Here is a 23,180-nt window from a genome sequence, read left to right as displayed (position 1 = left end):
CGGGATGACGGAGCAGAAGGTGCGCTGGGGGATCCTGGCGACGGGCGGGATCGCGGCGGCGTTCACCGCCGACCTGGTGGATCTGCCGGACGCGGAGGTCGTGGCGGTGGCCTCGCGGACCGAGGAGTCGGCGAAGGCGTTCGCGGAGCGGTTCGGGATCCCCCGGGCCTACGGCGGCTGGGACGCGCTCGCCCGGGACGAGGACGTCGACGTCGTGTACGTCGCCACCCCGCACTCGGCACACCGCGCGGCCGCGGGCCTGTGTCTGGAGGCCGGGCGGAACGTCCTGTGCGAGAAGGCGTTCACGCTGAACGCCCGCGAGGCCGAGGAGCTGGTCGCGCTGGCGAGGAAGCGCGGGAGCTTCCTCATGGAGGCCATGTGGATGTACTGCAACCCGCTCATCCGGCGCCTCGCCGACCTGGTGCGGGACGGCGCGATCGGCGAAGTACGCAATGTGCAGGCCGACTTCGGGCTTGCCGGTCCCTTCCCGCCCACCCACCGGCTGCGTGACCCGCAGCAGGGCGGCGGCGCGCTGCTCGACCTCGGCGTCTATCCGGTGTCCTTCGCCCACCTGCTGCTCGGGGAGCCGTCGGACATCGCGGCGCGCGCCACCCTGTCCGACGAGGGCGTCGACCTCCAGACGAGCGCGCTGCTCTCCTGGGACGGCGGCGCGCTCGCCTCGGTGCACTGTTCCGTCATCGGCGGCACGGCCACCACCGCGTCCGTCACGGGCTCGCTTGGCCGCATCGACATCCCGTACGGCTTCTTCCACACCGACCGGTTCGTGCTGCACCGCGACGGCCGCGACCCGCAGGAGTTCGCCGCCGACCCGGCGGACGGTCCCCGGGGCAGCCTTCGCCACGAGGCCCTGGAGGTCATGCGCGCCCTGCGGGCGGGCGAGACCGAGTCCCCGCTCGTCCCGCTGGACGGCACCCTCGCGGTGATGCGGACGCTCGACGCGATACGGGAGCGCGTCGGCGTCCGCTATCCGGGCGAGGACCCGGTGGAGCCGGTGGAGCCGGTGGCCGGGCTCACGCCGGCGTGAGCCCCTGCTCCCCCACCTGGGTCACGAAGGACGCGGCCGTCGCGATCGGCGCCCCGGGCCTGGTCACGTACGGCACGCTCCTGAAGTCGGCCCGGGCCCGCTCGCGGCCCAGCTCGACGGTCACGTAGCCGCGCAGCCCGTTGTAGAACTTCATGTGCGGGTTGGCCCGGGTGTACGTGTCCCAGGTCGCGGGCTTGTCGGCGCCGTCCCGGCCGCTGGAGATCGACGACCCGACGATCTCCGTGCCGAGGGTGCGGGAGGCGGGGTCGTCGAAGTCGTCCTTGATGTCGTAGGCGTACGCGACGTGCACGTCACCGGTGAGGACCATCAGGTTGTCGATGCCGGCCGCCTTGGCCCCGTCGAGGATCCGGCGGCGCGAGGCCCGGTAGCCGTCCCAGGCGTCCATCGACAGCCGTGCCGGGTCCGTGAGGTCGAGCTTGCGCTGCGAGAAGTTCACCTGCTGCGGTACGACGTTCCACAGGGCCCGTGAGTCGCGCCAGCCGTCGAGCAGCCACCGCTCCTGGGTCTCGCCGGTCATCGTGCGCGCCGGGTCGTCGATCTCGGGGCCGGGCAGGTCGAGGCCGTCGCCGTAGGCCTGGTCGGAGCGGTACTGACGGGTGTCGAGGACGTCGAACTGGGCGAGCCGGCCCCAGTGCAGACGCCGGTAGAGCCGCATGTCCGGTCCCGCGGGCTGCTGCGGGCGGCGCAGCGGCTGGTTCTCCCAGTAGGCGCGGTAGGCGGCGGCGCGGCGCAGCAGGAACTCCTCCGGCGGGACGCTGTTCTCGGGGATCTCGTCGGCGTAGTTGTTCTCGGTCTCGTGGTCGTCCCAGGTGACGACGAAGGGGTGCGCGGCGTGCGCGGCCATCAGGTCGGGGTCGGACTTGTAGAGGGCGTAGCGCAGGCGGTAGTCCTCCAGGGTGACCGTCTCGCGGTTGAACACCGCGGGGAGGGTGCGGTCGGTGTAGTTCCGGTAGCCGCCCACCGAGTTGACCGCGTACTCGTACAGGTAGTCCCCGAGGTGGAGGACCACGTCGACGTCCTCGGCGGCGAGATGGCCGTACGGGGTGAAGTAGCCGTCGGTGTACGCCTGGCAGGACACGGCGGCGAAGGTGAGCGCCGAGGTGCGGCTGCCGGGGGCCGGTGCGGTGCGGGTGCGGCCGACGGGGCTGATCCAACTGCCCGCGCGGAACCGGTAGTAGAAGACGCGGCCGGAGCCGAGGTGGGCGACCTCGGCGTGGACGGTGTGGTGGAACTCGGGGTGTGCCACGGCCGTGCCGCGTCTGGCGATCCGGCGGAATCTCTCGTCGTGGGCCACCTCCCAGTGGACCAGGACGCGTTCGGCCGGAAGGCCGCCGTCGGGCTGGTACGGGGCGGGGGCGAGCCGGGTCCACAGGAGCACGGAGTCGGGCAGCGGGTCGCCCGATCCGACGCCGAGGGTGAAGGGGTTCTCGGTGATCCTCGCGGCGTCGAGCTCGGCGGCGCTCGCCGTGCCGGCGGCGGGCAGGTTCACGGAGAACGCGAGCGCGGCGGCCGCGCCGGTGACGGTCAGGAAGCGGCGGCGGTTCACGTGGCGGGCGACGGCGCGAAGTTCGGGGGCGTGCTGTGACGGGCGGGTGTCGAGTGTCATCCGGTCCTCCCCTGACTGATGAGTGCAGGAGCAATTGGAGTGGCCGGGGACGACATCCGATTGGCACGTACACAACACTCAGATGGCGGACGGATGAGTTCCGTACGGCGGGCCCCGTCCGGCCCCTCCCGTACGCTGCGGGCCCATGAATGCCATGCGAACTGCGAAGGATTCGAGGATCGCGGTGGTGACCGGCGCCGGCTCCGGCATCGGCCGCGCGGTCGCCGTGGAGCTGCTGCGGGCGGGCTGGTCGGTGGCGCTGGCGGGCCGCCGGATGGAGACGCTGGAGGGGACGGCGGCGCTGGCGCCCGAAGGCGCCGACGGGACCGACGGGACCCATGGGACCGACGGCGCCTCGATCACCGGCTCCTCGATCACCGGCGTCTCAATCAGCGGCGCCTCGATCGCCGTGCGCACCGATGTGTCCCAACCGGAGGACGTGGCCGCGCTGTTCGCCGCCACCGCGGACCGCTTCGGGCGCGTGGACCTGCTCTTCAACAACGCGGGGACCTTCGGGCCGGGCGGGGTGCCCGTCGAGGAACTGCCGTACGACGCCTGGCGGCACGTGGTGGACACCAACCTCAACGGGGCGTTCCTGTGCGCGCAGGCGGCGTACCGGCAGATGAAGGAGCAGGACCCGCGGGGCGGCCGGATCATCAACAACGGCTCCATCTCCGCGCACACACCCCGGCCGCACTCCGTCGCCTACACCGCGACCAAGCACGCGCTGACGGGGCTGACCAAGGCGCTGTCCCTCGACGGGCGGCCGTACGGCATCGCGGTCGGGCAGATCGACATCGGCAACGCGGCGACCGACATGACCGACCGGATGCGGACCGGCGCCCTTCAGGCCAACGGGGAGATGGCGCCCGAGCCGGTGATGGACGTCGCCGACGTCGCGCGGACCGTGCGGCACATGGCGGAGCTGCCGCTGGAGGCGAACGTGCAGTTCGCGACGGTACTGGCGACGACGATGCCGTACGTGGGCCGCGGCTGAGCACAACCTGCACAACCGGAATCTAAAACTCCGCACCATACGTACCGGTGGAAGCCTTATGCTCTTGCTCTCCTCCACGAGAGCTTCACACTTGGAGGACCCGGCTTCCACAACCGCACCCGAGGGGGGTGGCGGCAGCCGTTCCACCGCGTCGGGTGGGGGTGGATCTCGCGAGGGGCTGCGGGGTACGCACCGATGCGCGGAACGGCTGCCGCGTCGATCCGCCGGAGTGGCAGCTCACCGCCCGAGAATGCGGTCGACCTCCGCCAACTGCTCCGCGGTGAGCGGCCCCTTCTCGATCGCGCCCGCGTTCTGCTCGGCCTGGGCGACCGAACGGAAGCCGGGAATCGGGACCGTGCGCGGGCTGCGCGCCCACAGCCAGGCGAGGGCACCCTGGGCGGGCGTACGGCCGCCGCTGGTGAGGACGTCCTTCAGCGCGTCGACGCGGGCGACCCAGTCGGGAGCGGCACCGGAGCCCTCCTCGAACCCCTGCAGCCACTCCGGCGGACGGCTCCGGATGTCACCGGCCTCCAGGGCCCCGCGCCGCTTCCCGGTCAGCAACCCCATGGCGAGCGGGCTGCGGTTGATGCTCGCCAGGTCCAACTCCTCGCACAGCGCGAGCATGTCGGGCGCGTCCTGCAGCACGTTGATCGCGTGCTGCACGGCCGCACAGTGCTCCCCCTCCGCGAAGACGGCGGCACGGGCCGGGTCGTCGGTGCTCCAGGCGTACGCCCGGATCAGCCCCTCGCGCACGAACTCCTCGCAGGTGTCGCGCAGTTCGGCGGCACGCTCCGGGTCGGCGTCCGAGAGGTGCAGCTGGTAGAGGTCGACGTGGTCGGTGCCCAGGCGGGTGAGGGATGCCGTCAGGGCGCGGCGGGCGTAGGCCGGGGTGTCGTCGCCGCCCGTGAGCGTGCGGGTGGCCTCGTCGAAGACGTTGCCCCACTTGGTGGCGAGGACCACGTCGTCCCGGCGCCTGCCGAGCGCCCGGCCGAGGACGCGCTCGCTGTGCCCGGCGCCGTAGGTGTCGGCGGTGTCGAAGAAGGTGACGCCCAGATCGAGGGCGCGCCGGACCGCCCGTACGGACTCCTCGTCGTCGACCTTGCCCCAGCCGAGCGGCTGCCCGTCCGCGTCCTGCCATTCGCCGCCGATCGCCCAGCAGCCGAAGCCGAGAGGGCTGACCTCGATGCCGGTGCGGCCCAGTGTCCGGGTGCTCTGCGTGGTCTGCGTGGACTGCGTGCTCTGCGTGGACTGCGTGGTCTCCATGGCGTTGCACGCTAGGAGTTGGAGTGCACTCTAGGGCAAGGGTTTTCTGCTAGGGGGTTTCTACGAGTTGCCGTACGGGGCTTTCAGGCCTGGCCGGTCTCGAAGCGGGAGATCCTGCCGTCGTCCTCCACCGTGAAGCTCCACCGGGTGCGCATCTCGCCCCAGGTGTCGTTGCTGTAGCGGGCGAGAATGGCACGGCCGCCCCAGGACTCGTTGTCGACCTCCATGTGGCCGTGCGAGGTGAAGATCTCCCGGTCGATCCACTCGTCGAGGTCGCGGTCGGCCCCGTCGTCCGCCATGGTCGCGCCAGGGGCGAGGAGCTTCACGAAGGCCTCGCGGTCGTGGGCGTTGACGGCGGTGACGAAGGCGCGGACGGCCGGGTCGCTCAGCTTGGCTGTCTGAATCGTCATGGCAGTCAGAGTCACACCGCCGTCGCAGGAGCGCCACCCGAACGGCACGGCGGGCGGAGCCGGGGGGTGTGAGCGGTGCGACGGTGGAAACGCGTGGGGTGTTCCTACCTCTTCACCTCTTCTGTCAGTACCGGGAGTCATCGTGAGCTCTTACGACCGACGTGATCTGGGCCTGCTGCTGCTCCGGCTGGGCGCCGGCGGAGTGCTGGCCGCGCACGGCACGCAGAAGCTGTTCGGGTGGTTCGGCGGACACGGACTGGAGGGCACCGGCCAGTTCTTCGAGTCCGTCGGCTACGCCCCCGGGAAGCCGAGCGCCGCGGCGGCCGGGCTGGCCGAGGCCGGCGGCGGCACCCTGCTGGCGCTGGGCCTGGCGACCCCGGCGGCCGGTGCGGCGGCGGCCGGCGCGATGGCGGGTGCGGCCGCGGTGCACACCCCGAACGGCTTCTTCAACCAGAGCGGCGGCTACGAGTACGCGGCGTCCCTGGGCCTGACCGCGGCGGGCCTCGCCGTCACCGGCCCCGGCCGGCTCTCCCTGGACCACTCGCTGCGGCACGCGGTCAACCGGGGCTGGATGGTCCCGGCGGCGTTCGCGGCGACCGGACTGGTGACGGCACTGGTCGTGGGCGCGCGGAACCGGCGGCTGCGGAAGACGGAGGAGGGCGAGCAGCAGGCGCTGTTCGAGGAGACGTTCGACGAGTGACGAGTAGGGGCATGGGGCCTGGTGTTCCGCGGGCAGCGTGACAGGCTGCCCGCATGACGAATCAGGCCACCTCTCCCCCGACGACTGCGGAAACGACCGCGGAGACGACCGCGGACCTGTGGAGCTCCATCGACGCGCTGTGGACGTGGCTGGAGGAGAACCGCCCGATCGACGGCGACCAGGGCGGCCTGTTGCTGCGCATACTGAAGCTCTCCGAGGAGGTCGGCGAGGTCGCCCAGGCGGTGATCGGGGCGACCGGCCAGAACCCGCGCAAGGGCGTCACCCACACCTGGGACGACGTGCAGGGTGAACTGTGCGACGTCGTGATCACGGCCCTGGTGGCCCTGCGCACGCTCACCCCGGACACCCGCGAGGTCTTCGCCCGCCATCTGGCCCGCGTGACGGAACGCTCCCTGGGAACGGCCCCGGCGCCCTAGGGGAGCCGCCCGCCCTGGTCGGCGTCGACGAGGACGTCCTCCGTACCGCCCTCCGCGCGCCAGCGGGCGAGCAGTTCGTGAAAGACGACGGGCCCGTCGCCGAACTGTTCGCTGCGCTGCCGCGGGCGCCCCTCGTTGTTGTAGTAGCCGGGGGTGCACTCGGCATGGAAGAGGTACTGGTCGGGTGCCTTCTCGCGGATCGTCGCCACCCAGGCCTCCTCGGCCTCGGCGCTGGGCTCGACGTACCGCGCCCCGCGTCTGCGCGCCTCGGCGACGACGGCGCCGATGTGGGTGGCCTGTTCGTCGAGGACGTGGACGAAGTTGACGGCGGCGGCGTTCTGCAGCGACCCGAGCTGGAAGAGGTTCGGGAAGCCGTGGGTGCACAAGCCGTGGAGGGTACGCGGGCCGCCCTCCTTCCACCGGTCCAGCAGGGCGACACCGCCGCGCCCGTACGCCGGCAGCTGCCCGGACACCAGCCCCGACACCCCGACCGCGAAGCCGGTGGCGAAGATGACGCAGTCGACGTCGTACTCCGTGCCACCGACGACGACGGAGGTCTCGGTGATCCGCTCCACGCCGTGGGTGTCGGCCGTGTCGACGAGGGTGACGTTGGGCCGGTTGAAGGTCTGGAGGTAGTGGTCGCTGAACGTGGGCCGCTTGCACATGTAGCGGTACCAGGGCTTGAGCTTCTCGGCGGTCTCCGGGTCCTCGACGATCGACTCCACCCGGGCCCGGATCTCGTTCATCTTCTGGAAGTCGGCAAGCTCGTACGCCCGTTCACGCTCCTCGGCCGGGATGTGCGCGTAGGCGTTGGTCGGGATCAGCTTCTCCTGCAACCGCGCGCTGCTGGTCCAGCCGTCGTTCACCAGGTCCTCCTCACCGCGCACGCCGGTGACGACCTTGAGGAAGTTGTCCCTGCGGTGCCGGTGCCAGCCGGGCCGCAGCGACCGGGCCCACTCCGGATCGGTCCGACGGTTTCCGCGCACGTCGACGGAGGAGGGCGTGCGCTGGAACACGTACAGGTGCCGCGCGTCGGCCCCGAGGTGCGGCACCACCTGGATGCCGGTGGCCCCGGTGCCGATGAGGGCGACCCGCTTGTCGGCGAGTCCGGTCAGGCCGCCGTCCGCGTCACCGCCGGTGTAGGCGTAGTCCCAGCGGCTGGTGTGGAACGTATGCCCCTTGAACGTCTCGATCCCCGGGATGCCGGGCAGCTTGGCCTGGCTGAGGGTGCCGCTGGAGACCACGACGTACCGCGCCCGGATCCGGTCACCACGGTCGGTGCCGACGACCCACTCCGCCCTCCCCTCATCCCAGCGGAGCTCGGTGGCCTGCGTCTGGAAGCAGGCGTCGTCGTAGAGACCGAAGTGCCGCGCGACGGCACGCGCGTGCTGCCGGATCTCCTCCCCCGGCGCGTACCGCCATCGGGGGACGTAACCGATCTCCTCCAGCAACGGCAGATAGACGTACGACTCGATGTCGCAGTGGATGCCGGGGTACCGGTTCCAGTACCAGGTGCCGCCGAAGTCCCCGCCCTTCTCGATCACCCGGACCGACGCGACCCCGGCCTGCCGCAGCCGAGCCCCGGCGAGCAGCCCACCGAACCCACCACCGACGACCACCGCCTCGACCCGGTCGTGCAACGGCTGCCGCGTGAACTCCTGGTCGGCGTACGGGTCTTCGTCGTACGAGCCGAACTCGCCGCTGGTGACGCGGTACTGGGCCCGGCCGTCGGGGCGGACGCGGCGGTCGCGTTCGGTGCGGTATCTGGCGCGGAGGGCTTCGGGGTCGAAGTCGAGGCGGGGTGGGGCGGGGGTGTGGGGGACGTTGGGAGTGTTGGGGGCGTGGGGGGTGGTCATGTCTCTTCTCTCCTCGGTCGGGGAGGCCGGGACAGGGGCAGCTGAGAGACAGTCAAGCGGACTGACCTGACGGTTCCCTGACAGCTTCAGGCCAATCGAGCGGTGGGCCGTACCGAGGCCGGCGTCTATCGACGGGCATCGACGGGTATCGACGGGACTCGGTCGAGCAGGTGATCGAAAGGCATGCCGCCGAGACGGAGGACACCATGCACGGCACGGCACGGCACGGCACGACGCGGCACGGCACGACGCGACGCGACGCGACGACGCTTGCCGCTCACGCGCCGGGCCGTTGTCAGTGGCCCGCGCTAGTCTGCGTCGGTCCGACAGTTCAGCCCATTTCGATCGTTTCGATCACTTCGGGAGGTATTGATGGCCTCACGCCTCAACCCGTATCTCAGCTTCGACGGCGACGCCCGGCAGGCGATGGAGTTCTACAAGGAGGTCTTTGGCGGCACCCTCAAGCTCAACACCTACGGGGAGTTCGGCCAGCCGGGCACCCCGGACGCGGACAAGATCATGCACGGCATGCTGGAGACGCCGAGCGGCTTCACCCTGATGGGCGCGGACAACCCGCCCGGCATGGAGCACACGCCGGGCAACACCTTCTCGGTGAGCCTCAGCGGCGACGACGAAACCGAACTGCGCGGCTACTGGGAGAAGCTGTCCGCCGGCGGTTCCGTCTCCGTCCCGCTGGACAAGCAGATGTGGGGCGACGTGTTCGGCATGTGCACGGACCGCTTCGGCATCCCGTGGATGGTCAACATCGTCCAGCCACAGGGCTGAGGGAACCCCACCGGGGTGACCGGGCACGCCTGAATCCCCGGGTTCCACCGACTGAACCGTCGACGGAACCCGGGACCGGATGACTTGGGTTGGTCGAGAGTCCGGCGCGGCGGCGACCGGACAACAAGACCGAGCTGTCGCCGACCGACAAGGCGGACCGGCAAGTGCACGTCATCCTTCTGAACTTGGAGGACGATCGCCGGCGGTCCTGACGCCGACGGATGTTACGCGTGATTGCTGTTGCTATCTCGTTAACTGGAACCCTTGACGCTGAACGCGCTTACGCGTTGGCTTTCATCACCTGGTCACCAGGCTGCTCTCTAGCCCCGGAAGGCACCTGCAGTGAACGCTTCACCCATCCTCCGCTCCGCCGCACGTCGTTTCCCCCTCGTCGTGGCCGTTTCCACCTCGACCCTGATGCTCGCCGCGTGCGGCGCCATCGAGGGCATCGCCGGGAGCAGCAGCTCCGTGAGCCCGAAGAAGGGCGACGACATCACGGTGGGTCTGCTCCTGCCCGACAAGGACACGAGACGCTTCGAGAAGTTCGACTACCCCCTCATCAAGGAAAAGGTTGCCTCCCTCACCAACAAGAAGGGCACGGTCCGCTACGCCAACGCCGGCGCGAGCGCGGCCAAGCAGAGCCAACAGTTCCAGGAGATGATCGACGCCAAGGTGGACGTGATCCTGGTGGACGCGGTCGACGCCAAGGCCATCGCGTCCGACGTCCAGAAGGCCAAGGACGCGGACATCCCCGTCATCGCCTACGACCGGCTCGCTCAGGGCCCGATCGACGCGTACGTCTCGCACGACAACGAGCTCGTCGGCCAGGTGCAGGGCCGCGCCATCGTCGGGGCACTCGGCGAGGACTCCAAGACCAGCAAGATCGTCATGATGAACGGCTCGCTCGCCGACCCGAACACGGCACTCTTCAAGCAGGGCGCGCTCAGCGAGTTGGACGGCAACGTCATCATCGCCAAGCAGTACGACACCAAGGAGTGGCTGCCTTCGGTCGCCAAGGCGAACATGGCGAAGGCCATCCAGGCCCTCGGCCTCGACAACATAGCCGCCGTCTACTCGGCGAACGACGGCATGGCGGGCGCCGTCATCGACGCGCTGAAGGAGGCAGGAGCGAGCAAGATCCCACCGGTGACCGGCCAGGACGCGGATCTGGCCGCGCTCCAGCGAATCGTCTCCGGCGAGCAGTACATGACCGTCTACAAGCCGTTCCTGCTGGAGGCGCACAACGCCGCGGAGCTGGCCGTGGCCAAGGTCCAGGGCCGCGCACTCGAGTTCGACGCGCTGACCCCCGACGCCGTCGACAGCCCGACGGAAAAGGACATCCGGTCCAACCTGGTCCCGGTGGTCGCCGTAACGAAGGACAACATCAAGGAAACGGTGATCCAGGACGGCGTCTACACCGTCAAGGACATCTGCACCCCGAAGTACGCGGCGGACTGCGCGGAGATCGGGCTGAAGTAGCGAGAAGCCGGGCGCGGGCGAGGCACTCCGGCGGAACCCCCGCCGGCGATGTCCTCGGGGCGGGCCGGGCAGCCCGTCAGACCTCCGGCTTTTCCAAGGCCCGGAAGACAGCTCCTCCGCAAAACGGCGTCCGCCTCGGCGAAGACGCCGAGGAGGACAGCCTGGTCGGAGGTAAGTCCCGCCTACCTCGCACAGGCGGCCGCGGCGCGCGGCCGCCTCCGGGGGCGAGAACTCGGCGTCGAAGTCGGCTCACCTCCACCGCCCGTACCGACCGACGCCCACGCTGGAAAGCACACGCCCACCACACCGCCGAACCTCGAAGGTTCACCCGCACAAGTCCTCACCGCCATTACCGGCTCAGGCGGCCGAGTCGCCGGGTTCGGCCTTGTGTCGGCCGTGGCGTTCCCCGCACTCCCGGCAGAGTGCGTGCGGATCCTGCGAGCGGAAGGCGCGTTCACAGCCGTCGCAGGTGACCAGCGGCACCGGTCGCAGCGGGGACGTCTCCGTCGCCGTACGGAGAGGCGCTGTTGGCAACGGCGGTGGGAGAAGGGTCGTCAGGCGGTATTCGAGGAGCCGGGCCGGATTACGGATGAGGTCGGCCTCGGACGGGAGGCCCGCGGTGAGCGTGCGGGTGATCTGGTCCGGCGTCGCGGCACGGGCGAGCCAGGTCTCGACAGCAGGCGCGAGCCGCTGAACGTCCCGTTCGGACAGCAGCAGCCGGGCGTCGGCGAGCCGCAGACGCGCGAGCAGGTCGGCCGCCGGTCCGTCGGGCACCGTAGCGGGTTCGGGCGCAGCACGCCTCGTACGGACGGAAGCCGGCCGCGAGTCAGGCCGCGAGCCCTCCGCCTGGCCCTGAAGAGCCACCGGCCCCGAAGTAGGAGGAGGTTCGGCCTCATCCCCGGCAGCAGAGGACAGAACAGGAGCGGCAGCCTCGAACCCCCCTCTGCCTCGCACAGAGGCTCGTACGACCACCCCCGGATGATCGAGAAAGAAGGTACGCGTGGCGATACGGCCACCCCCGAGCGGCACCCGGCGGCGGACGAGATACCCGGCCGCCTCCAGTTCCCGCAACGCCCTGCCGATCGTCACCTCACCCTCTGGGAAGCGCAGGGTGAGCGCCTTGATGGTGACCGAAGCACCATCCGGCAGGGACTGGATGTGGACGCCGATACCGATTGCCGTGGCGGAGAGGCTGGGGTGCTGGGCGAGGTGGTTGCCGACGACGGTGTAGCGCTCGGTGTGGCGGTGCCGTACGTGGAGGACTCCGGCGCGGGGTGCGTCCGGCGGGAGTTCCGGAGGCGCGGGCGGCGAGTGCTCGGGCGAGGGGTACGCGGGCAGGGCCGCGTTAGACTGCGGATCAGCCATCGGGAAGCTCTATTCTTCCTGGTTGGTCAGGCCCTCGCCGGGATTGCCGTCCTGCCGGGGGCCGTTCTCTGTTTGCGGTTGTGTGCGGCGACCGTACCCCACCCGCGCGACCCGCTGACGGTCCCATCACTCGAATGAGTGGCGCCCCAACTCGCGGTCGTGGAGGGCGGGTTCGGTGGGGTCGGTAGTTTCCCCAAGGCCTTTGAAGAACATTGCGCACCACCGAGTCACGGGTTCCCGCGTCCCGGTACCGAGCTGGGCGAATAACCCGTCACCGGGCCGTCAACGCTCCAACACCCCTGCACGCGACCCAGGTTGTGCGCAACTGGCCAAGACGGTGTGTGGACCAGCCCCCGGGCGGAGTGGCGAGGTTCCAGTACGCGCACCTCCAATGGCATGATCGATTGGCTGTTCGAGGTGACGGACTTGGAGGGGGAACAGGTTGTCTTTCGAAGAGGAGTGGGCCCAGTTGAAGGCCGCCGCCCTGGCGCGTCAGCAGACCGGTATGCAGATCGACCAGCTGCCGGCAGACAGCGGCGGCGGGGCCGTCGCCCCGGCTACCGGTTCCCTGGTCGCCAAGGCCGAGTCGATCAATGGCAACGCGAATCTGCTGATCGAGATCGCGGGCTTTCTCCATGAGGGTCGGCCCGATGCCGAACTGACCACCATGGCCCGCGAACCCCGGGCGTCCGCGGACGTGGCCAAGCAGGTGGCGCGGTTCGCGGGATTCGCCGGTGACCAGTACCTGGACGTGGTCGCCCTGTTCGCGGCGCTGTCCACTCGCCTCAGGACGACCGGCAGCGACTTCGTGAAGATCGAGGACGACACGGCCCGAGGCTTCCTGGACAACGTCCTGGAGTACGGCCAGTACGTCGCCCCGGAGGCGCGATGAGCAGCGGCATCAGCCACCGCAAGGACGTCGAGTTCCTGGAGGACTGCAACCCGCCCCTCGTCGAACGGAATGCGGACGAGTTCAAGCGCGTGCACGACATGCTCGTGGCGGTCGACCCTTCCGCCGAGCGTGCGGAGAAGCACACGCGGTGGAAGAGCGAGGGCAGTCAGCACTACGAAGCCCGGCTCGCCGAGGGGCGCAAGCTGCTGGCGGAACTCGCGGAAGGCTACGACAAGGCCGCCGGCGCTCTGCGCAGCTACGCGTTCGCGCTGGAGGTCGCCAAGGCCCACTACTCCAATGGCAAGGCGAACGAGCAGACCCTCGCGGAACTGATCCACACCAAGGGCACGGCGATCACCCGTGAGGCGCAGGAGGCGGAGCCGATGCGCCAGTGGGAGGACATGCGGGACACGACTGGTGTCATGGACTTCTTCGCCGAGCTGACCATGGATGTCGACGACATCCGCGACGACGCGAACCGGCTGCACGACGCCGCCGGCGGGGACTTCCACCTGGCGAAGATCACGGAGCACGAGGCGCGGGAGATCTGCGTGCACGAGCTCAAGCAGGCCTATGACCTGCTGCCGGACTTCCGGATGGGTTTCATCCAACGTGTCGATGTCGTCTCGGCGATCTCGGAGTTGCGGCGAGAGGCGGCCGAGGCGAGCGCGAACCCGCTGACGCGGCTGCCCGGCAGCGGCCCCAAGCAGGACTACTACCCTCTCGCCGGCGACGACATCGTCTCCCCGACCCTGCGGGACATCCGCCTCCAGGTCGCCAACCTCCCTGGCGCGCAGGACAGTTACTGGAGCCCGCCGTCCACCGCACAGGACAGGGCCGACTGGATAGCGGCGAACAAGGAGATCATCAAGGCCGCGGCACGGAATTCGGGGCTGCCGCCGGACATGGTGGCCGGTATCGCGTGGCAGGAGGTCGGCGGACAGCCCGGCATCCTGGACGACATGACCGACACCATCCGCGAGCAGGCGGACTCCCCCTTGAGCCCGATCGCTCCTGAGAGCCTGCCGTGGCGACTCGGCGGTGACCCGGACAACACGTCCATGGGCCCCATCGCCATCCAGGTGCGACGGGGCGCCGAGGTTCTCGGTTACGACCCCGAGCACCTCACCGACCAGCAGCGCGGCACGGTGGAAACGGCCCTGCAGGACCCCGCGCAGAACATCTTCATTGCCTCGGAGTACCTGGCCCAGCTCAAGGCGGAGAGCGAGTTCGCCGACGTGCCGGCCGAGGAGATGACACCGGCCCAGTACCAGGAACTCGCCGCGCGTTACAACGGCGGGCCGTACTGGGAGACCGACGACGCCCAGTCCTACGGGCGTGGGTTCGCGAACAATCTGGACGAGGCAAGGAACGCACTGCGCTGATGACCAGCCCTTCCCACGTGGACGACGACCGCGGCTGCCTCCGTGTGGTCCTCGCCGTACCCCTCACCCTGCTCACCCTCATCGCCGCGTACTTCTGCTGGACCGCACTGACCATCACGCCGTCCGGCACCTGGGACGACGACGCGTACGCCGGAATCGTGCTGTCGTGCGTCGTAACCATCGCGGCAGCCGGGGCCGCGGCGGCGCTGTGGCTGGTGCCTTCGGTGCGCAGGGCCATGCCGTGGTGGTGGATATCTCCCGCTCTGCTGTTGGGCGTGGTTGCAGGAGCGCGATGGGTGGTGGGCGGTTAGGCCCACCGCCACCGTGGCGTGTCGCATCCGCCCCGCGCCTTGCGATCAGGACATCCCGGACTACCGACGCCAGCAGCGGGACGAAGCACAGGAGAGGGCGCGGGCCGACGGGTTCACCGCCGGAAGACCACGACGCGTCCAACCAAGGCGACGCCATCTGGACGCGCTCCAACCGGACCGTCTGCTTCCAGCAGGTCTGCACATCGTCGGGCGGCACGAGGACGATCGGCTTCGGAGCCGTGCTAACCGGCGCTCATGCCGTTCGCCGCGGCAGCGGTTCTCCCAGGAAGGACGTACTCCGCCCAGACAGTCTTGCCCGGACCGTCGGAGCGCGAGTACCAGTCCCAGCGCGCAGCCAGATGCGATACGAGGAGCAGCCCGCGGCCCGTCTCTTCGCCACCAGCGATGTCGGTGACGGCGGGACGCCGAGGGACGCGTTCGGCGCGAGTGTCGGTGACCTCGACACGAACTGTGCGGCTGTCGGCCGGCGCGTGCACGCGGAGGTGGAAGTCGCGACCGGCAACGTGGCCGTGCCGCACGGCGTTCGCGGTCAACTCGGCCACGATCAGCACGATCTCGTCGTGGGGTGCTGCGTCGTACGGGATCCCCCACGCGTCCAGGCGTACGCCCGTCAGGCGGCGGGCGAGTCGGGCACCGCGGGGTGTGGAGGTGAAGCGCATCTCGAAGGTGCGGTCGCCGCGCGCTTCGAATTCAGAGATCAAGTACGGAGTGTGAGCGGTGAGTTGAGCCGGGGCGGTGGGGCGGTCGGGCTTGGTCGTCATGCCGATAACGGTCCCGTTGGTGGCGTAGCGTGACCAGTGGTGACGCACCGACGCTGACCGGCTGTACGCGCGGTGTCGGTACGAGTACGAGGCGCGCGGCGTTACGGCGTTCCCTGCAGGGGCGTTGGGCCGGGGAGGCGGTGGTCGATGACGGACGTTACGGCGAGTACGGCGGCGGGGACCGAGGTGGTAGCGGGCACCGGCGACGAGGCGGTCGTGAGCCTCGGGGACGGCTGGAAGAACGACGTCGGGGGCGGGGGCGGGCCGCGGCCGGAGGACGATGCCGGGCGAGGCATCGTCACGGCGTTCGGGCAGACCATGAAGACGCTGCGGGTGCGGGAGGGCATGGAGCGGGAGGAGTTCGGGAGGCAGCTCGGCTATTCGGCGTCCACGATCGCGTCGTTCGAGCAGGGGCGGAGGATTCCGTCGCCTCGGACGATCGAGCGGGCGGATGAGGTGCTGAGGGCGAGTGGGTTGCTGTGCCTGTGGAAGGAGGAGGTGGAGCGGGCGCAGTACCCGGTGTTCTTTCAGGGGATGGCGGCGCTGGAGAAGGAATGCCTTGAGCTGCTCATGTACGACACGCATCTCGTCAACGGACTCCTGCAGACCGAGGACTACATGAGGGCCCTGCTCGCTATGCGGCGTCCGCCCCTGGACCAGGAAACGATCGAGCAGCGCGTAACCGCGCGGCTGGCTCGACAGGACATCTTCGACCGGCGACCTGCACCGCTACTCGGTTTCGTGATGGACGAGGCGGTTTTGCGGCACCGGTACGGCGGCAAGGACGTCCTACGAGGACAGCTGGAGCATCTCCTCCTGATCGGCCAGAAGCGGAACGTCGAGATCCAGGTCATGCCGATCGACTGCGAGGACAACGCAGGAGTGAACGGGCCGTTCACAGTCGTCACGCGGAAGGACGGCAAAAAGTTCGTGTACGCCGAGACCCACGCAACCAGCACGCTCGAGACCGACCCGGAACAGACGGTTCTCGCCGCGGCCCGCTATGGGATTATCCGCTCACAGGCTCTCACTCCGCGAGAGTCACTGGAGTTCATGGAAGGGTTGCTGGGATCGCTATGAACAACGCTGAGTCCTCGACCGCCGCATCCGGCCTCGCCTGGTTCAAGAGCAGCTACAGCGGAACCGAGGGCGGCCAGTGTGTAGAGGTAGCGGCCGGTACGGCAGTTGTGCACGTCCGAGACTCCAAGGCCGACGCCGGCCCCATCGTCACGGTGTCGCGTACAGCGTGGGAGGGGTTCGTCGGGCCAGCCTCGTCGAGGCGCGAGGCCTAACGCTCGTACGATCGCGAGAGCCCTGCCGGTTCCTGTCGGACGGCAGGGCTCTCGGCGTAACGGCGCTGTGCCGACCGGCATGAAGGCTTACGAAGGTCCGTGGGCCACGTGGCAAGCTGCGAGCGCTGCCACCTACCGCTATGCCCTGATCCGTTGGGCCCCCGAGAAGTACAAGCGGGTCCACGCCCTCACCGACGCCGACCTCGGCTACGGCCTCGCCGCCTGAGCCCAGGCCCTGACTCTCATGGAGGGCATGACCTCCGACCGTACTCGGAAGGCGATCACATCGCTCCCTCCACGAACCGACCGATGAAGGGACGTAACCGTGGCTCAGCCACAGACCGACGACCAGCCCGACGCCCTGCCGCCCGCCCTCGAATCCATGACAGTGCTTGTCGCCGCCGTCATCGTCCACGACAAGGCCACCAACCGAGTCGTCCTCCTCCAGCGTGGCCAGAACGCCAAGTTCTCCCAGGGCATGTGGGACCTCCCCGTCGGCAAGAGCGAGCCCGGCGAGCCCATCACCGAAACGGCCGTACGCGAGCTGTACGAGGAAACCGGCCTGACCGTGAACCCAGAGTCCCTGAAAGTCGCCCACATCATCCACGGCGCCTTGGGCGTTGAAGCCCCCAACGGCTTCCTCACCGTCGTCTTCGCCGCCCACGAGTGGACCGGCGAACCCGAGAACAGGGAACCGCTCAAGCACGCCCAGGTCCGCTGGGTCGGTGCCGACTCCCTCCCCGAGGAGTTCGTAAAGACCAGCGCCGGCGCCCTCCGTCACTACCTCACCGACGGACCCCAACTCTCGCTCGCTGGCTGGTAAGAGAGGCGACCAACGCTTCATACAGCGCAGCGGTGCACTGTGCTATCTCGCCAACCGCCGGATCCCAGTCGCTGGACTGGCTGCGCGCGGCGCTCGGCAAGCGAGACTCCACCTCACCGAACCCTCCACCGTCCCCTCCACGTGATCGACACGCTCACCTAGGATGGCGAGCAACATCTCAGCGGCCCGACGGGCTTCCTGATCCGCCTACCCGGCGGACCTCGAAGGACATGCCCCCACCCGCACGAGTCTTCTTCGTGCTGCATGGGGGCGTTTTCTTGCTGTTCCGTGAGTCCGCGGCGTCCGTCGCCGCCCGCATCCTCGAAGGGTCGCTGTCGCTGCATCTGACCGAGAACTTCCGTCACCAGCACGGCCGGCGCCCCGCGCAGGCCGAGGTGCGGTCCTGGGAGCGCAGCCTCCCCGCTCTCGTCAACGCGCTCCTCGAGGCGGGGCTCGACGACGTGGAGGTCCTCGTCGAGTACAGCCTGCCCCTCACCAGCAAGCGCGCGGACGCCCTGCTCGCCGGCGTGCACCCGACCACAGGCGAGCCGTCGTACGTAGTCGTCGAACTCAAGCAGTGGAGCGCGGCCTACCCGGAGGAGGACGAGCCGCTGCTGTGCCGGATCGACGCGTACCCGCAGCCCGTCCTCAACCCGATCGAGCAGGTACGCGGCTACTGCGAGTATCTACAGTCGTTCAACGGTGCGTTGGAACGAATGCCCAACTCACTGGCCGGCGTGGCGTTCCTGCACAACGCGACCGAGTTCCAGATCGCGGGGCTCAGGACCGTCGAGGAGAACCAGTACGGTCGGATGTACACCGGGGAACAGCGCGGCGCCTTCCTCGACTTCCTGCGCTCGCGGCTCGCCGCGAAGCCGGGCGCACACGTGGCCGACGTACTGCTCGACGCCAAGGTTCGGCCGTCGAAGCAGCTGATGTCCGTCGCGGCAGCCGAGATCCGCGACCGGGAACAGTTCGTGCTCATCGCCGAGCAGAAGGTCGCGTACGAGAAGGTGATGTCCGCGGTCCGCAAGGCCAAGCGCGGCAACCACAAGCAGGTGATCGTGGTGACCGGCGGTCCCGGATCCGGCAAGAGCGTGATCGCTCTGTCGGTCCTGGGCGAGCTGTACCGCCGCGGAGTACCAGCGCTGCACGCGACAGGGTCGGCGTCGTTCACCAAGACGATGCGCAGGGTCGCGGGGCACAAGAAACGTGAAGTGCAGCAGTTGTTCATGTACTTCAACAGCTTCATGGACGCCGAGCCCAACGACCTCGACGTCCTGATCTGCGACGAGGCCCACCGCCTGCGGAAAACGTCCGCCAACCGCTACACCAAGGCGGCGCTCCGCACCGGACGCCCCCAGGTGGCGGAACTGATCGACGCGGCCCGGGTCCCCGTGTTCTTGCTCGACCAGCACCAGGTGGTGCGCCCCGGCGAGATGGGGACCCGGCAGGAGATCGAACGGGCCGCCGCCGAGCAGGGTCTCGACTGCACGGTGGTGGAACTGGACGGCCAGTTCCGGTGCGGCGGCAGCGACGCGTACGAGAAGTGGGTCATCGACCTGCTCGGCCTGGACGGCGGCACGCCCAGCCAATGGGAGCCCGACGGCAAGCTGCAACTACTGACCGCCGAGACCCCGCAGGAACTGGAGGACTTCCTCGTTGCACGCCGGGAGGAGGGCTACGGCGCCCGCATGTCGGCCGGCTACTGCTGGAAATGGACCACGAAGATCACGCCAGACATGACGACACTCCCCGAAGACGTCGTGATCGGCCAATGGTCCCGCCCCTGGAACCTCTACGGCGACCGCTCCGCCCTCGGCGCACCACCCGCCCCCCTCTGGGCCACCGACCCGGCCGGCTTCGGCCAAGTCGGGTGCGTCTACACGGCGCAGGGCTTCGAGTACGACTGGTCCGGCGTGATCATCGGCCCCGACCTGGTCTGGCGAACGGACTGCTGGGTGGTCGACCGCTCAGCCTCAAAGGACCCGTCGTTCACCAAGGCGACGCCGGACGACGACGTCGACCGCCTCATCCGCAACACGTACAAGGTGCTGCTGACGCGGGGAATGGTCGGGACGATCCTCTACTCGACGGACGCGGAGACTCGCGAGAAACTGCGGTCGCTGATTCATCCGGCATCGCGAGCCGAGGTGCCGGAACCCGTGTAGTTCGGTGTGCGCGAGAGGTCGTCAGCCTGGCCCCAACGTCGTGCTTTACCGGCAGGACCACACACCGCCCGACGCGACGGAAGCTTACGGGGCCATGATTGCGGGGAGTGAACACAGCAGGCTGCAGGTGGTGAAGAGTGGAAGTGCGGCACGCCTGCTCATACGCACCGGCAGCGATCACAACTCTTAGCTCATAACTGCTGAGCAGAGTCCGCATCGGCAAGCTGATCTTCGTGCTGATGCACATGCGGAACGCTTCTTGCGTTCCGATCTGAGGAGGGTGGGGTCGACGCATCAGCGCCAGCCTTCCGCGGCGGGTCGCGGACCTGGCCAGTGCTCGCCCTTCGGCACCCAATTGGTCATCGAATTCTTCGAGAATGTCCTCAAACGACATGCCGTCCTCGGCGAGCGACTGGATCAGTCGGTTGAACTGAGCCTCCGTCAACCACGGTGTGCTGGCAGCACCGACGCTCTACCAGCGTCGCCGACCGTCGCTTCCACGCATCTAGGTCGAAGCCTCGCCTCCCCGCCAGTCCCCTCTGCGAGCTTGGTGACCTCACTCAGCAAACCACCGCCACGCACCCACCAGGGACACGGCCAAGGGCCCCGACTAGGCCATAAGGCCAAGCCAGAGCCGTAGCGGCAGACGAGTCGGGCTGTACGCCGGGTTCTGTCGCCCGGTCGCCTCGCGGCGGCCGGGGAGACGGCCATCCATCTAGGGCCGGCGTTGCCGCCGGCCTCGTGCGGTCTACCCGCGGACTCGGGCGGGCAGCCCTCGAACGTCCGCGCAGAGCGCGTTTTACGGCGCTCCTTTTGACCTTGCTCCGGGTGGGGTTTACCTAGCTGCCCAGGTCGCCCTGGGCACTGGTGGTCTCTTACACCACCGTTTCACCCTTACCCAGCACCTAGGCGCTGGGCGGTTTCTTTTCTGTGGCACTTTCCCGCGGGTCACCCCGGGTGGCCGTTAGCCATCACCCTGCCCTGTGGAGCCCGGACGTTCCTCGGGAATTCCCCTGAGGGTCTTCACGCGGCCGTCCGCCCGGCTCGTCTGCCGTGTCGACCATGTTACCGGGCGCGGGCCTCGCCTCGGTCCGGTCGGGGGTCATGCCCTCGGCGTAGCCGCTGTGAGAGGCCGCGTCGACCTGGGTGACCTAGCACCGGGCCGGTGGCCGAGCCCGGGCCAGACGCCGTCGCCAGTACCGAGCCCGCCAGGATCAGCGTGAACGCCGCCACGACGCCCGCCGTCAGCGGTTCGTCCAGGAAGATCGCGCCCGCTGCCACCGCCACCGCCGGGTTGACGTACGTGAACACCGTCGCCCTGGTCGGGCCGACCTCCTTGATCAGTTCCAGGAAGGCCACGAAGGCGACCGCCGTGCAGATGACGCCCAGTGCCGCCAGTGCGGCCAGGACCTCGTTGGAGGGCAGCTCGGCGGGCCGGGTCAGGGCCGCCGCGGGGGCGTAGACCAGGGCCGCGAGGGCCAGGCAGGGGGCGATGAGCTGGAGGGTCGGGACGTTCTTCAGGTGGCGGGCCGCGATCAAGGGGGCCGCTGCGTAGCCGACCACCGTCACCAGGACCTCCGCGAGGGAGCGGGCGTCGCCGCCGGTCAGGTGCGGGACTGTGAGGACTCCTACGCCAGCCAGGCCCAGGCCGAGCCCGACGACGCGCCTCGCCCCCAGCCTCTCCGTGTCGCCGAAGAAGCGGGCCAACGCCACTCCTACGATCGGGACGCCGGCGATGAGGAGGCCTGCCGTGGAGCTGGACAGGTGGCGTTCGGCGTCGGTCAGGGTCCACCAGGGGCCGATGATCTCGATGCATGCGAAGGCCAGCATCGGGCGCCAGTGGGTCCGTACGGTGGCGGGCAGGCCGCCCTGGCGTAGGGCGAAGGGCAGGAGCAGGGCCGCGCCGAGCGCACAGCGGGTGAACACCACCATGGACGGGGACAGTGGGGCATCCACCGCCACCTTGATCAGCAGGTAGGGGATGCCCCAGACCACTCCCATCAGGGAGAACAGAAACCAGCCGCGTGCAGTCATGCGGCCATGTTCGCCGCGTCAGCGGCGGCCGTCTTGAACGCTGTTGCGGTACGCCGCCGGGGTTACCCCGAGGACCCGCCGGAACCAGCGGGTCAGGTGCGCCTGGTCGGCGAAGCCCACCAGGCCCGCGACCTCGGCCGGCTTCAGCCCGGACTCCAGTAGCCCGCGGGCCCGGTGCACCCGGTGCTGCGCCAGCCACGCGTACGGGGGTATCCCCATCGTCGTACGGAAGGCTCGGAGGAGTTGGTAGCGGGACAGGCCCAAGACGGCGGCGAGTTCGGCGAGGGAGGGGGGCTCCAGGAGCTCGTCGGCCAGGCGGTCGCGTACGGCGTGGGCGATGTGGGTGGCGCCGGGGACCGTGTCGCTCGTCGCGCGGGCCGTGGAGTGGCGGCGGGCCAGCGCCGTGAGGAGCCATGGGAGGCGGGACTCGGTCTCCAGCGGGTCGGGGCAGGCGCTGAGTTCGGTGTGGGCGCGGCGGAGGGCGGTCGCTAGTTCGGGGTCGTCGAGGAGGGGCTCGGGGAAGTGCGGGAGGCCGTCGCCGAGGGTGCCTTCGGTGAGGAGGGAGGGGTCGGGGTACAGGGCTCGGTAGGCGTAGCCGTCGGACGCTGCGGGGCGGCCCGTGTGCATTTCTCCGGGGGCCAGTACGACGATGGAGCCCGGGCCGGGGCGGAGGTGGTCGCCCCGGTAGTCGATGACCTCGGAGCCGTCGACGCAGATGCCGATGCTGAACTGCTCGTGCGTGTGCGCGGCGTAGGTGTGTCGGTCGAAGCGGGCGGTGAGCAGGTCGAGCGGGGGACCGCAGCTGCCTAGGCGTGCCCTGGTCCACCGTGCCTGCTCCATGCGCCGCCCCCTGGTCGTCGTCCTTGTGGGTGGAACGCCGGAGGGCTCAGAGAAAGTCCGACGTGTCCAGGTCGAAGGCGAAGGGGTCTGGGAGGGTTAGCGGCTTGCCGAATGCGGCGGCGTGGATCTCCCGGTAGTCGCCCGACGCCGGGTCGCTGAACAGCGTGGTCCACGAGGCCTCGCGGTCGACCAGCAGGTAGAGGGGGATGCCGCCGCGGGCGTAGCAGCGGCGTTTGGTCTCGCGGTCGGTCTGGGGTTTCGCGGACGTCACCTCCAGCACCAAGGCGACCCCTTCACCAGGCATCCAGGTATCGGCTCCTCGGTACAGCTGCAGCTCCTTCGAGGCGAAGGTGCCGTCCGGGATCATGTGGTCCTTCGGGCAGCCGTCCGCGCTCGGCAGCAGCAGACCCTTGTTCGCCGAGAACTCCATCTCCGCTGGGGACCGCCGATACACCTGGCGCGCGGTCCGGCTGATGCAGTGCTCGTGGTGCCCGTCCGGCACCAGGGTCACGACGAGCTCCCCCTCGATGAGTTCCGCTCGAAGGCCCGCTGGAGTGTCCAGGTCGGCGAACCAGTCCAGCAGGAGCTTCTGTGTGATCGGGTCCAGTGGCATGGCTTCCATGCAATGCCGAAGCCAGTCGCTCACCGGAAGGAACTGCGGAAGATCACCTGTACGAGAAGGCGC

At 69.4% G+C, this 23,180-nt stretch carries 23 protein-coding genes and 1 other RNA gene; 14 read left to right on the top strand and 10 right to left on the bottom strand.

Annotation, left to right across the window (positions count from 1 at the left end; all coding sequences use genetic code 11):
* Window positions 1-4 precede the first annotated feature (4 nt).
* Window positions 5-1,045: a Gfo/Idh/MocA family protein gene (locus tag KUM49_RS33130; protein WP_217240649.1), complete on the top strand. Its 1,041-nt coding sequence runs from the start codon at window positions 5-7 to the stop codon at window positions 1,043-1,045.
* Here KUM49_RS33130 and KUM49_RS33125 read toward each other — a convergent pair.
* On the bottom strand, window positions 1,032-2,672 hold the full coding sequence (locus tag KUM49_RS33125) for an alkaline phosphatase (RefSeq protein WP_217240648.1): 1,641 nt from the start codon (window positions 2,670-2,672) through the stop codon (window positions 1,032-1,034). The two genes, KUM49_RS33130 and KUM49_RS33125, sit on opposite strands and share 14 nt — an antisense overlap.
* A gap of 145 nt (window positions 2,673-2,817) precedes the next feature.
* Here KUM49_RS33125 and KUM49_RS33120 point away from each other — a divergent pair, with 145 nt between their 5' ends.
* Window positions 2,818-3,669, top strand: coding sequence for an SDR family oxidoreductase (locus tag KUM49_RS33120; RefSeq protein ID WP_217240647.1), 852 nt, complete (start codon window positions 2,818-2,820; stop codon window positions 3,667-3,669).
* A gap of 237 nt (window positions 3,670-3,906) precedes the next feature.
* Here the strand turns inward: KUM49_RS33120 and KUM49_RS33115 are convergent, their stop codons facing one another.
* Window positions 3,907-4,932: an aldo/keto reductase gene (locus tag KUM49_RS33115; RefSeq protein WP_217240646.1), complete on the bottom strand. Its 1,026-nt coding sequence runs from the start codon at window positions 4,930-4,932 to the stop codon at window positions 3,907-3,909.
* Window positions 4,933-5,015: 83 nt separating this feature from the next.
* Window positions 5,016-5,342: a nuclear transport factor 2 family protein gene (locus tag KUM49_RS33110; protein ID WP_217240645.1), complete on the bottom strand. Its 327-nt coding sequence runs from the start codon at window positions 5,340-5,342 to the stop codon at window positions 5,016-5,018.
* A 142-nt stretch (window positions 5,343-5,484) separates the two neighbouring features.
* On the opposite strand from KUM49_RS33110, the gene KUM49_RS33105 reads away from it, so the two are divergent.
* Window positions 5,485-6,042: a DoxX family protein gene (locus KUM49_RS33105; protein WP_217240644.1), complete on the top strand. Its 558-nt coding sequence runs from the start codon at window positions 5,485-5,487 to the stop codon at window positions 6,040-6,042.
* A 53-nt stretch (window positions 6,043-6,095) separates the two neighbouring features.
* The gene (locus KUM49_RS33100) at window positions 6,096-6,479 is read left to right on the top strand and encodes a MazG-like family protein (RefSeq protein WP_217240643.1); all 384 of its coding nucleotides are present in this window, start codon (window positions 6,096-6,098) and stop codon (window positions 6,477-6,479) included.
* On the opposite strand, the gene KUM49_RS33095 is transcribed toward KUM49_RS33100, so the two are convergent.
* Window positions 6,476-8,335 (bottom strand): NAD(P)/FAD-dependent oxidoreductase, encoded by a 1,860-nt coding sequence (locus KUM49_RS33095; RefSeq protein ID WP_217240642.1) that lies wholly within the window; start codon window positions 8,333-8,335, stop codon window positions 6,476-6,478. The genes KUM49_RS33100 and KUM49_RS33095 overlap by 4 nt on opposite strands.
* 372 nt (window positions 8,336-8,707) lie before the next feature.
* On the opposite strand from KUM49_RS33095, the gene KUM49_RS33090 reads away from it, so the two are divergent.
* Complete coding sequence (locus KUM49_RS33090; protein WP_217240641.1) at window positions 8,708-9,121, top strand: VOC family protein; 414 nt, start codon at window positions 8,708-8,710, stop codon at window positions 9,119-9,121.
* Between the two features lie 417 nt (window positions 9,122-9,538).
* A complete protein-coding gene (locus KUM49_RS33085) occupies window positions 9,539-10,600 on the top strand; it encodes a sugar ABC transporter substrate-binding protein (protein ID WP_217240697.1) in 1,062 nt (353 codons plus the stop codon).
* Window positions 10,601-10,957: 357 nt separating this feature from the next.
* Here the strand turns inward: KUM49_RS33085 and KUM49_RS33080 are convergent, their stop codons facing one another.
* Window positions 10,958-11,965 carry a helix-turn-helix domain-containing protein gene (locus tag KUM49_RS33080; protein ID WP_217240640.1) on the bottom strand — a complete coding sequence of 336 codons (1,008 nt, stop codon included), beginning with the start codon at window positions 11,963-11,965 and terminating at the stop codon, window positions 10,958-10,960.
* A gap of 442 nt (window positions 11,966-12,407) precedes the next feature.
* On the opposite strand from KUM49_RS33080, the gene KUM49_RS33075 reads away from it, so the two are divergent.
* The 3 genes from KUM49_RS33075 to KUM49_RS33065 are packed head-to-tail and all read left to right on the top strand — an operon-like array spanning window position 12,408 to window position 14,553.
* Window positions 12,408-12,857 (top strand): hypothetical protein, encoded by a 450-nt coding sequence (locus tag KUM49_RS33075; RefSeq protein WP_254402113.1) that lies wholly within the window; start codon window positions 12,408-12,410, stop codon window positions 12,855-12,857.
* Window positions 12,854-14,242: a hypothetical protein gene (locus KUM49_RS33070; RefSeq protein ID WP_217240639.1), complete on the top strand. Its 1,389-nt coding sequence runs from the start codon at window positions 12,854-12,856 to the stop codon at window positions 14,240-14,242. Before KUM49_RS33075 ends, KUM49_RS33070 begins: the two co-directional genes overlap by 4 nt.
* Complete coding sequence (locus KUM49_RS33065) at window positions 14,242-14,553, top strand: hypothetical protein (protein WP_217240638.1); 312 nt, start codon at window positions 14,242-14,244, stop codon at window positions 14,551-14,553. Before KUM49_RS33070 ends, KUM49_RS33065 begins: the two co-directional genes overlap by 1 nt.
* 242 nt (window positions 14,554-14,795) lie before the next feature.
* Here KUM49_RS33065 and KUM49_RS33060 read toward each other — a convergent pair whose 3' ends face one another.
* Window positions 14,796-15,335, bottom strand: a complete 540-nt coding sequence (locus KUM49_RS33060; RefSeq protein ID WP_217240637.1) for an ATP-binding protein — start codon at window positions 15,333-15,335, stop codon at window positions 14,796-14,798.
* A 147-nt stretch (window positions 15,336-15,482) separates the two neighbouring features.
* On the opposite strand from KUM49_RS33060, the gene KUM49_RS33055 reads away from it, so the two are divergent.
* From KUM49_RS33055 to KUM49_RS33035, 5 genes are all read left to right on the top strand, one after another.
* On the top strand, window positions 15,483-16,415 hold the full coding sequence (locus KUM49_RS33055) for a helix-turn-helix transcriptional regulator (protein ID WP_217240636.1): 933 nt from the start codon (window positions 15,483-15,485) through the stop codon (window positions 16,413-16,415).
* Window positions 16,412-16,627 (top strand): DUF397 domain-containing protein, encoded by a 216-nt coding sequence (locus tag KUM49_RS33050; RefSeq protein ID WP_217240635.1) that lies wholly within the window; start codon window positions 16,412-16,414, stop codon window positions 16,625-16,627. The genes KUM49_RS33055 and KUM49_RS33050 overlap by 4 nt, the downstream gene beginning before the upstream one ends.
* 79 nt (window positions 16,628-16,706) lie before the next feature.
* Complete coding sequence (locus KUM49_RS33045; RefSeq protein ID WP_254402172.1) at window positions 16,707-16,853, top strand: hypothetical protein; 147 nt, start codon at window positions 16,707-16,709, stop codon at window positions 16,851-16,853.
* Window positions 16,854-16,952: 99 nt separating this feature from the next.
* Window positions 16,953-17,450: an NUDIX domain-containing protein gene (locus tag KUM49_RS33040; RefSeq protein ID WP_217240634.1), complete on the top strand. Its 498-nt coding sequence runs from the start codon at window positions 16,953-16,955 to the stop codon at window positions 17,448-17,450.
* A 278-nt stretch (window positions 17,451-17,728) separates the two neighbouring features.
* Window positions 17,729-19,621 (top strand): DUF2075 domain-containing protein, encoded by a 1,893-nt coding sequence (locus KUM49_RS33035; RefSeq protein ID WP_217240633.1) that lies wholly within the window; start codon window positions 17,729-17,731, stop codon window positions 19,619-19,621.
* 643 nt (window positions 19,622-20,264) lie between these two features.
* Here KUM49_RS33035 and rnpB read toward each other — a convergent pair.
* The 4 genes from rnpB to KUM49_RS33015 all read right to left on the bottom strand — a co-directional run bounded on the left by rnpB (window position 20,265) and on the right by KUM49_RS33015 (window position 23,108).
* An RNA gene (gene rnpB / locus KUM49_RS33030) (RNase P RNA component class A) lies at window positions 20,265-20,668 on the bottom strand.
* An 18-nt stretch (window positions 20,669-20,686) separates the two neighbouring features.
* Window positions 20,687-21,655, bottom strand: a complete 969-nt coding sequence (locus KUM49_RS33025; RefSeq protein ID WP_217240632.1) for a DMT family transporter — start codon at window positions 21,653-21,655, stop codon at window positions 20,687-20,689.
* 18 nt (window positions 21,656-21,673) lie between these two features.
* On the bottom strand, window positions 21,674-22,495 hold the full coding sequence (locus KUM49_RS33020; protein ID WP_217240631.1) for an AraC family transcriptional regulator: 822 nt from the start codon (window positions 22,493-22,495) through the stop codon (window positions 21,674-21,676).
* Between the two features lie 46 nt (window positions 22,496-22,541).
* On the bottom strand, window positions 22,542-23,108 hold the full coding sequence (locus KUM49_RS33015; protein WP_374200221.1) for a Uma2 family endonuclease: 567 nt from the start codon (window positions 23,106-23,108) through the stop codon (window positions 22,542-22,544).
* Between the last annotated feature and the right edge of the window lie 72 nt (window positions 23,109-23,180).

Origin of the sequence: Streptomyces sp. AC555_RSS877, assembly GCF_019049245.1 — a bacterium.
Classification (GTDB): domain Bacteria; phylum Actinomycetota; class Actinomycetes; order Streptomycetales; family Streptomycetaceae; genus Streptomyces.
This window is presented reverse-complemented; position numbering and strand designations above follow the sequence as displayed.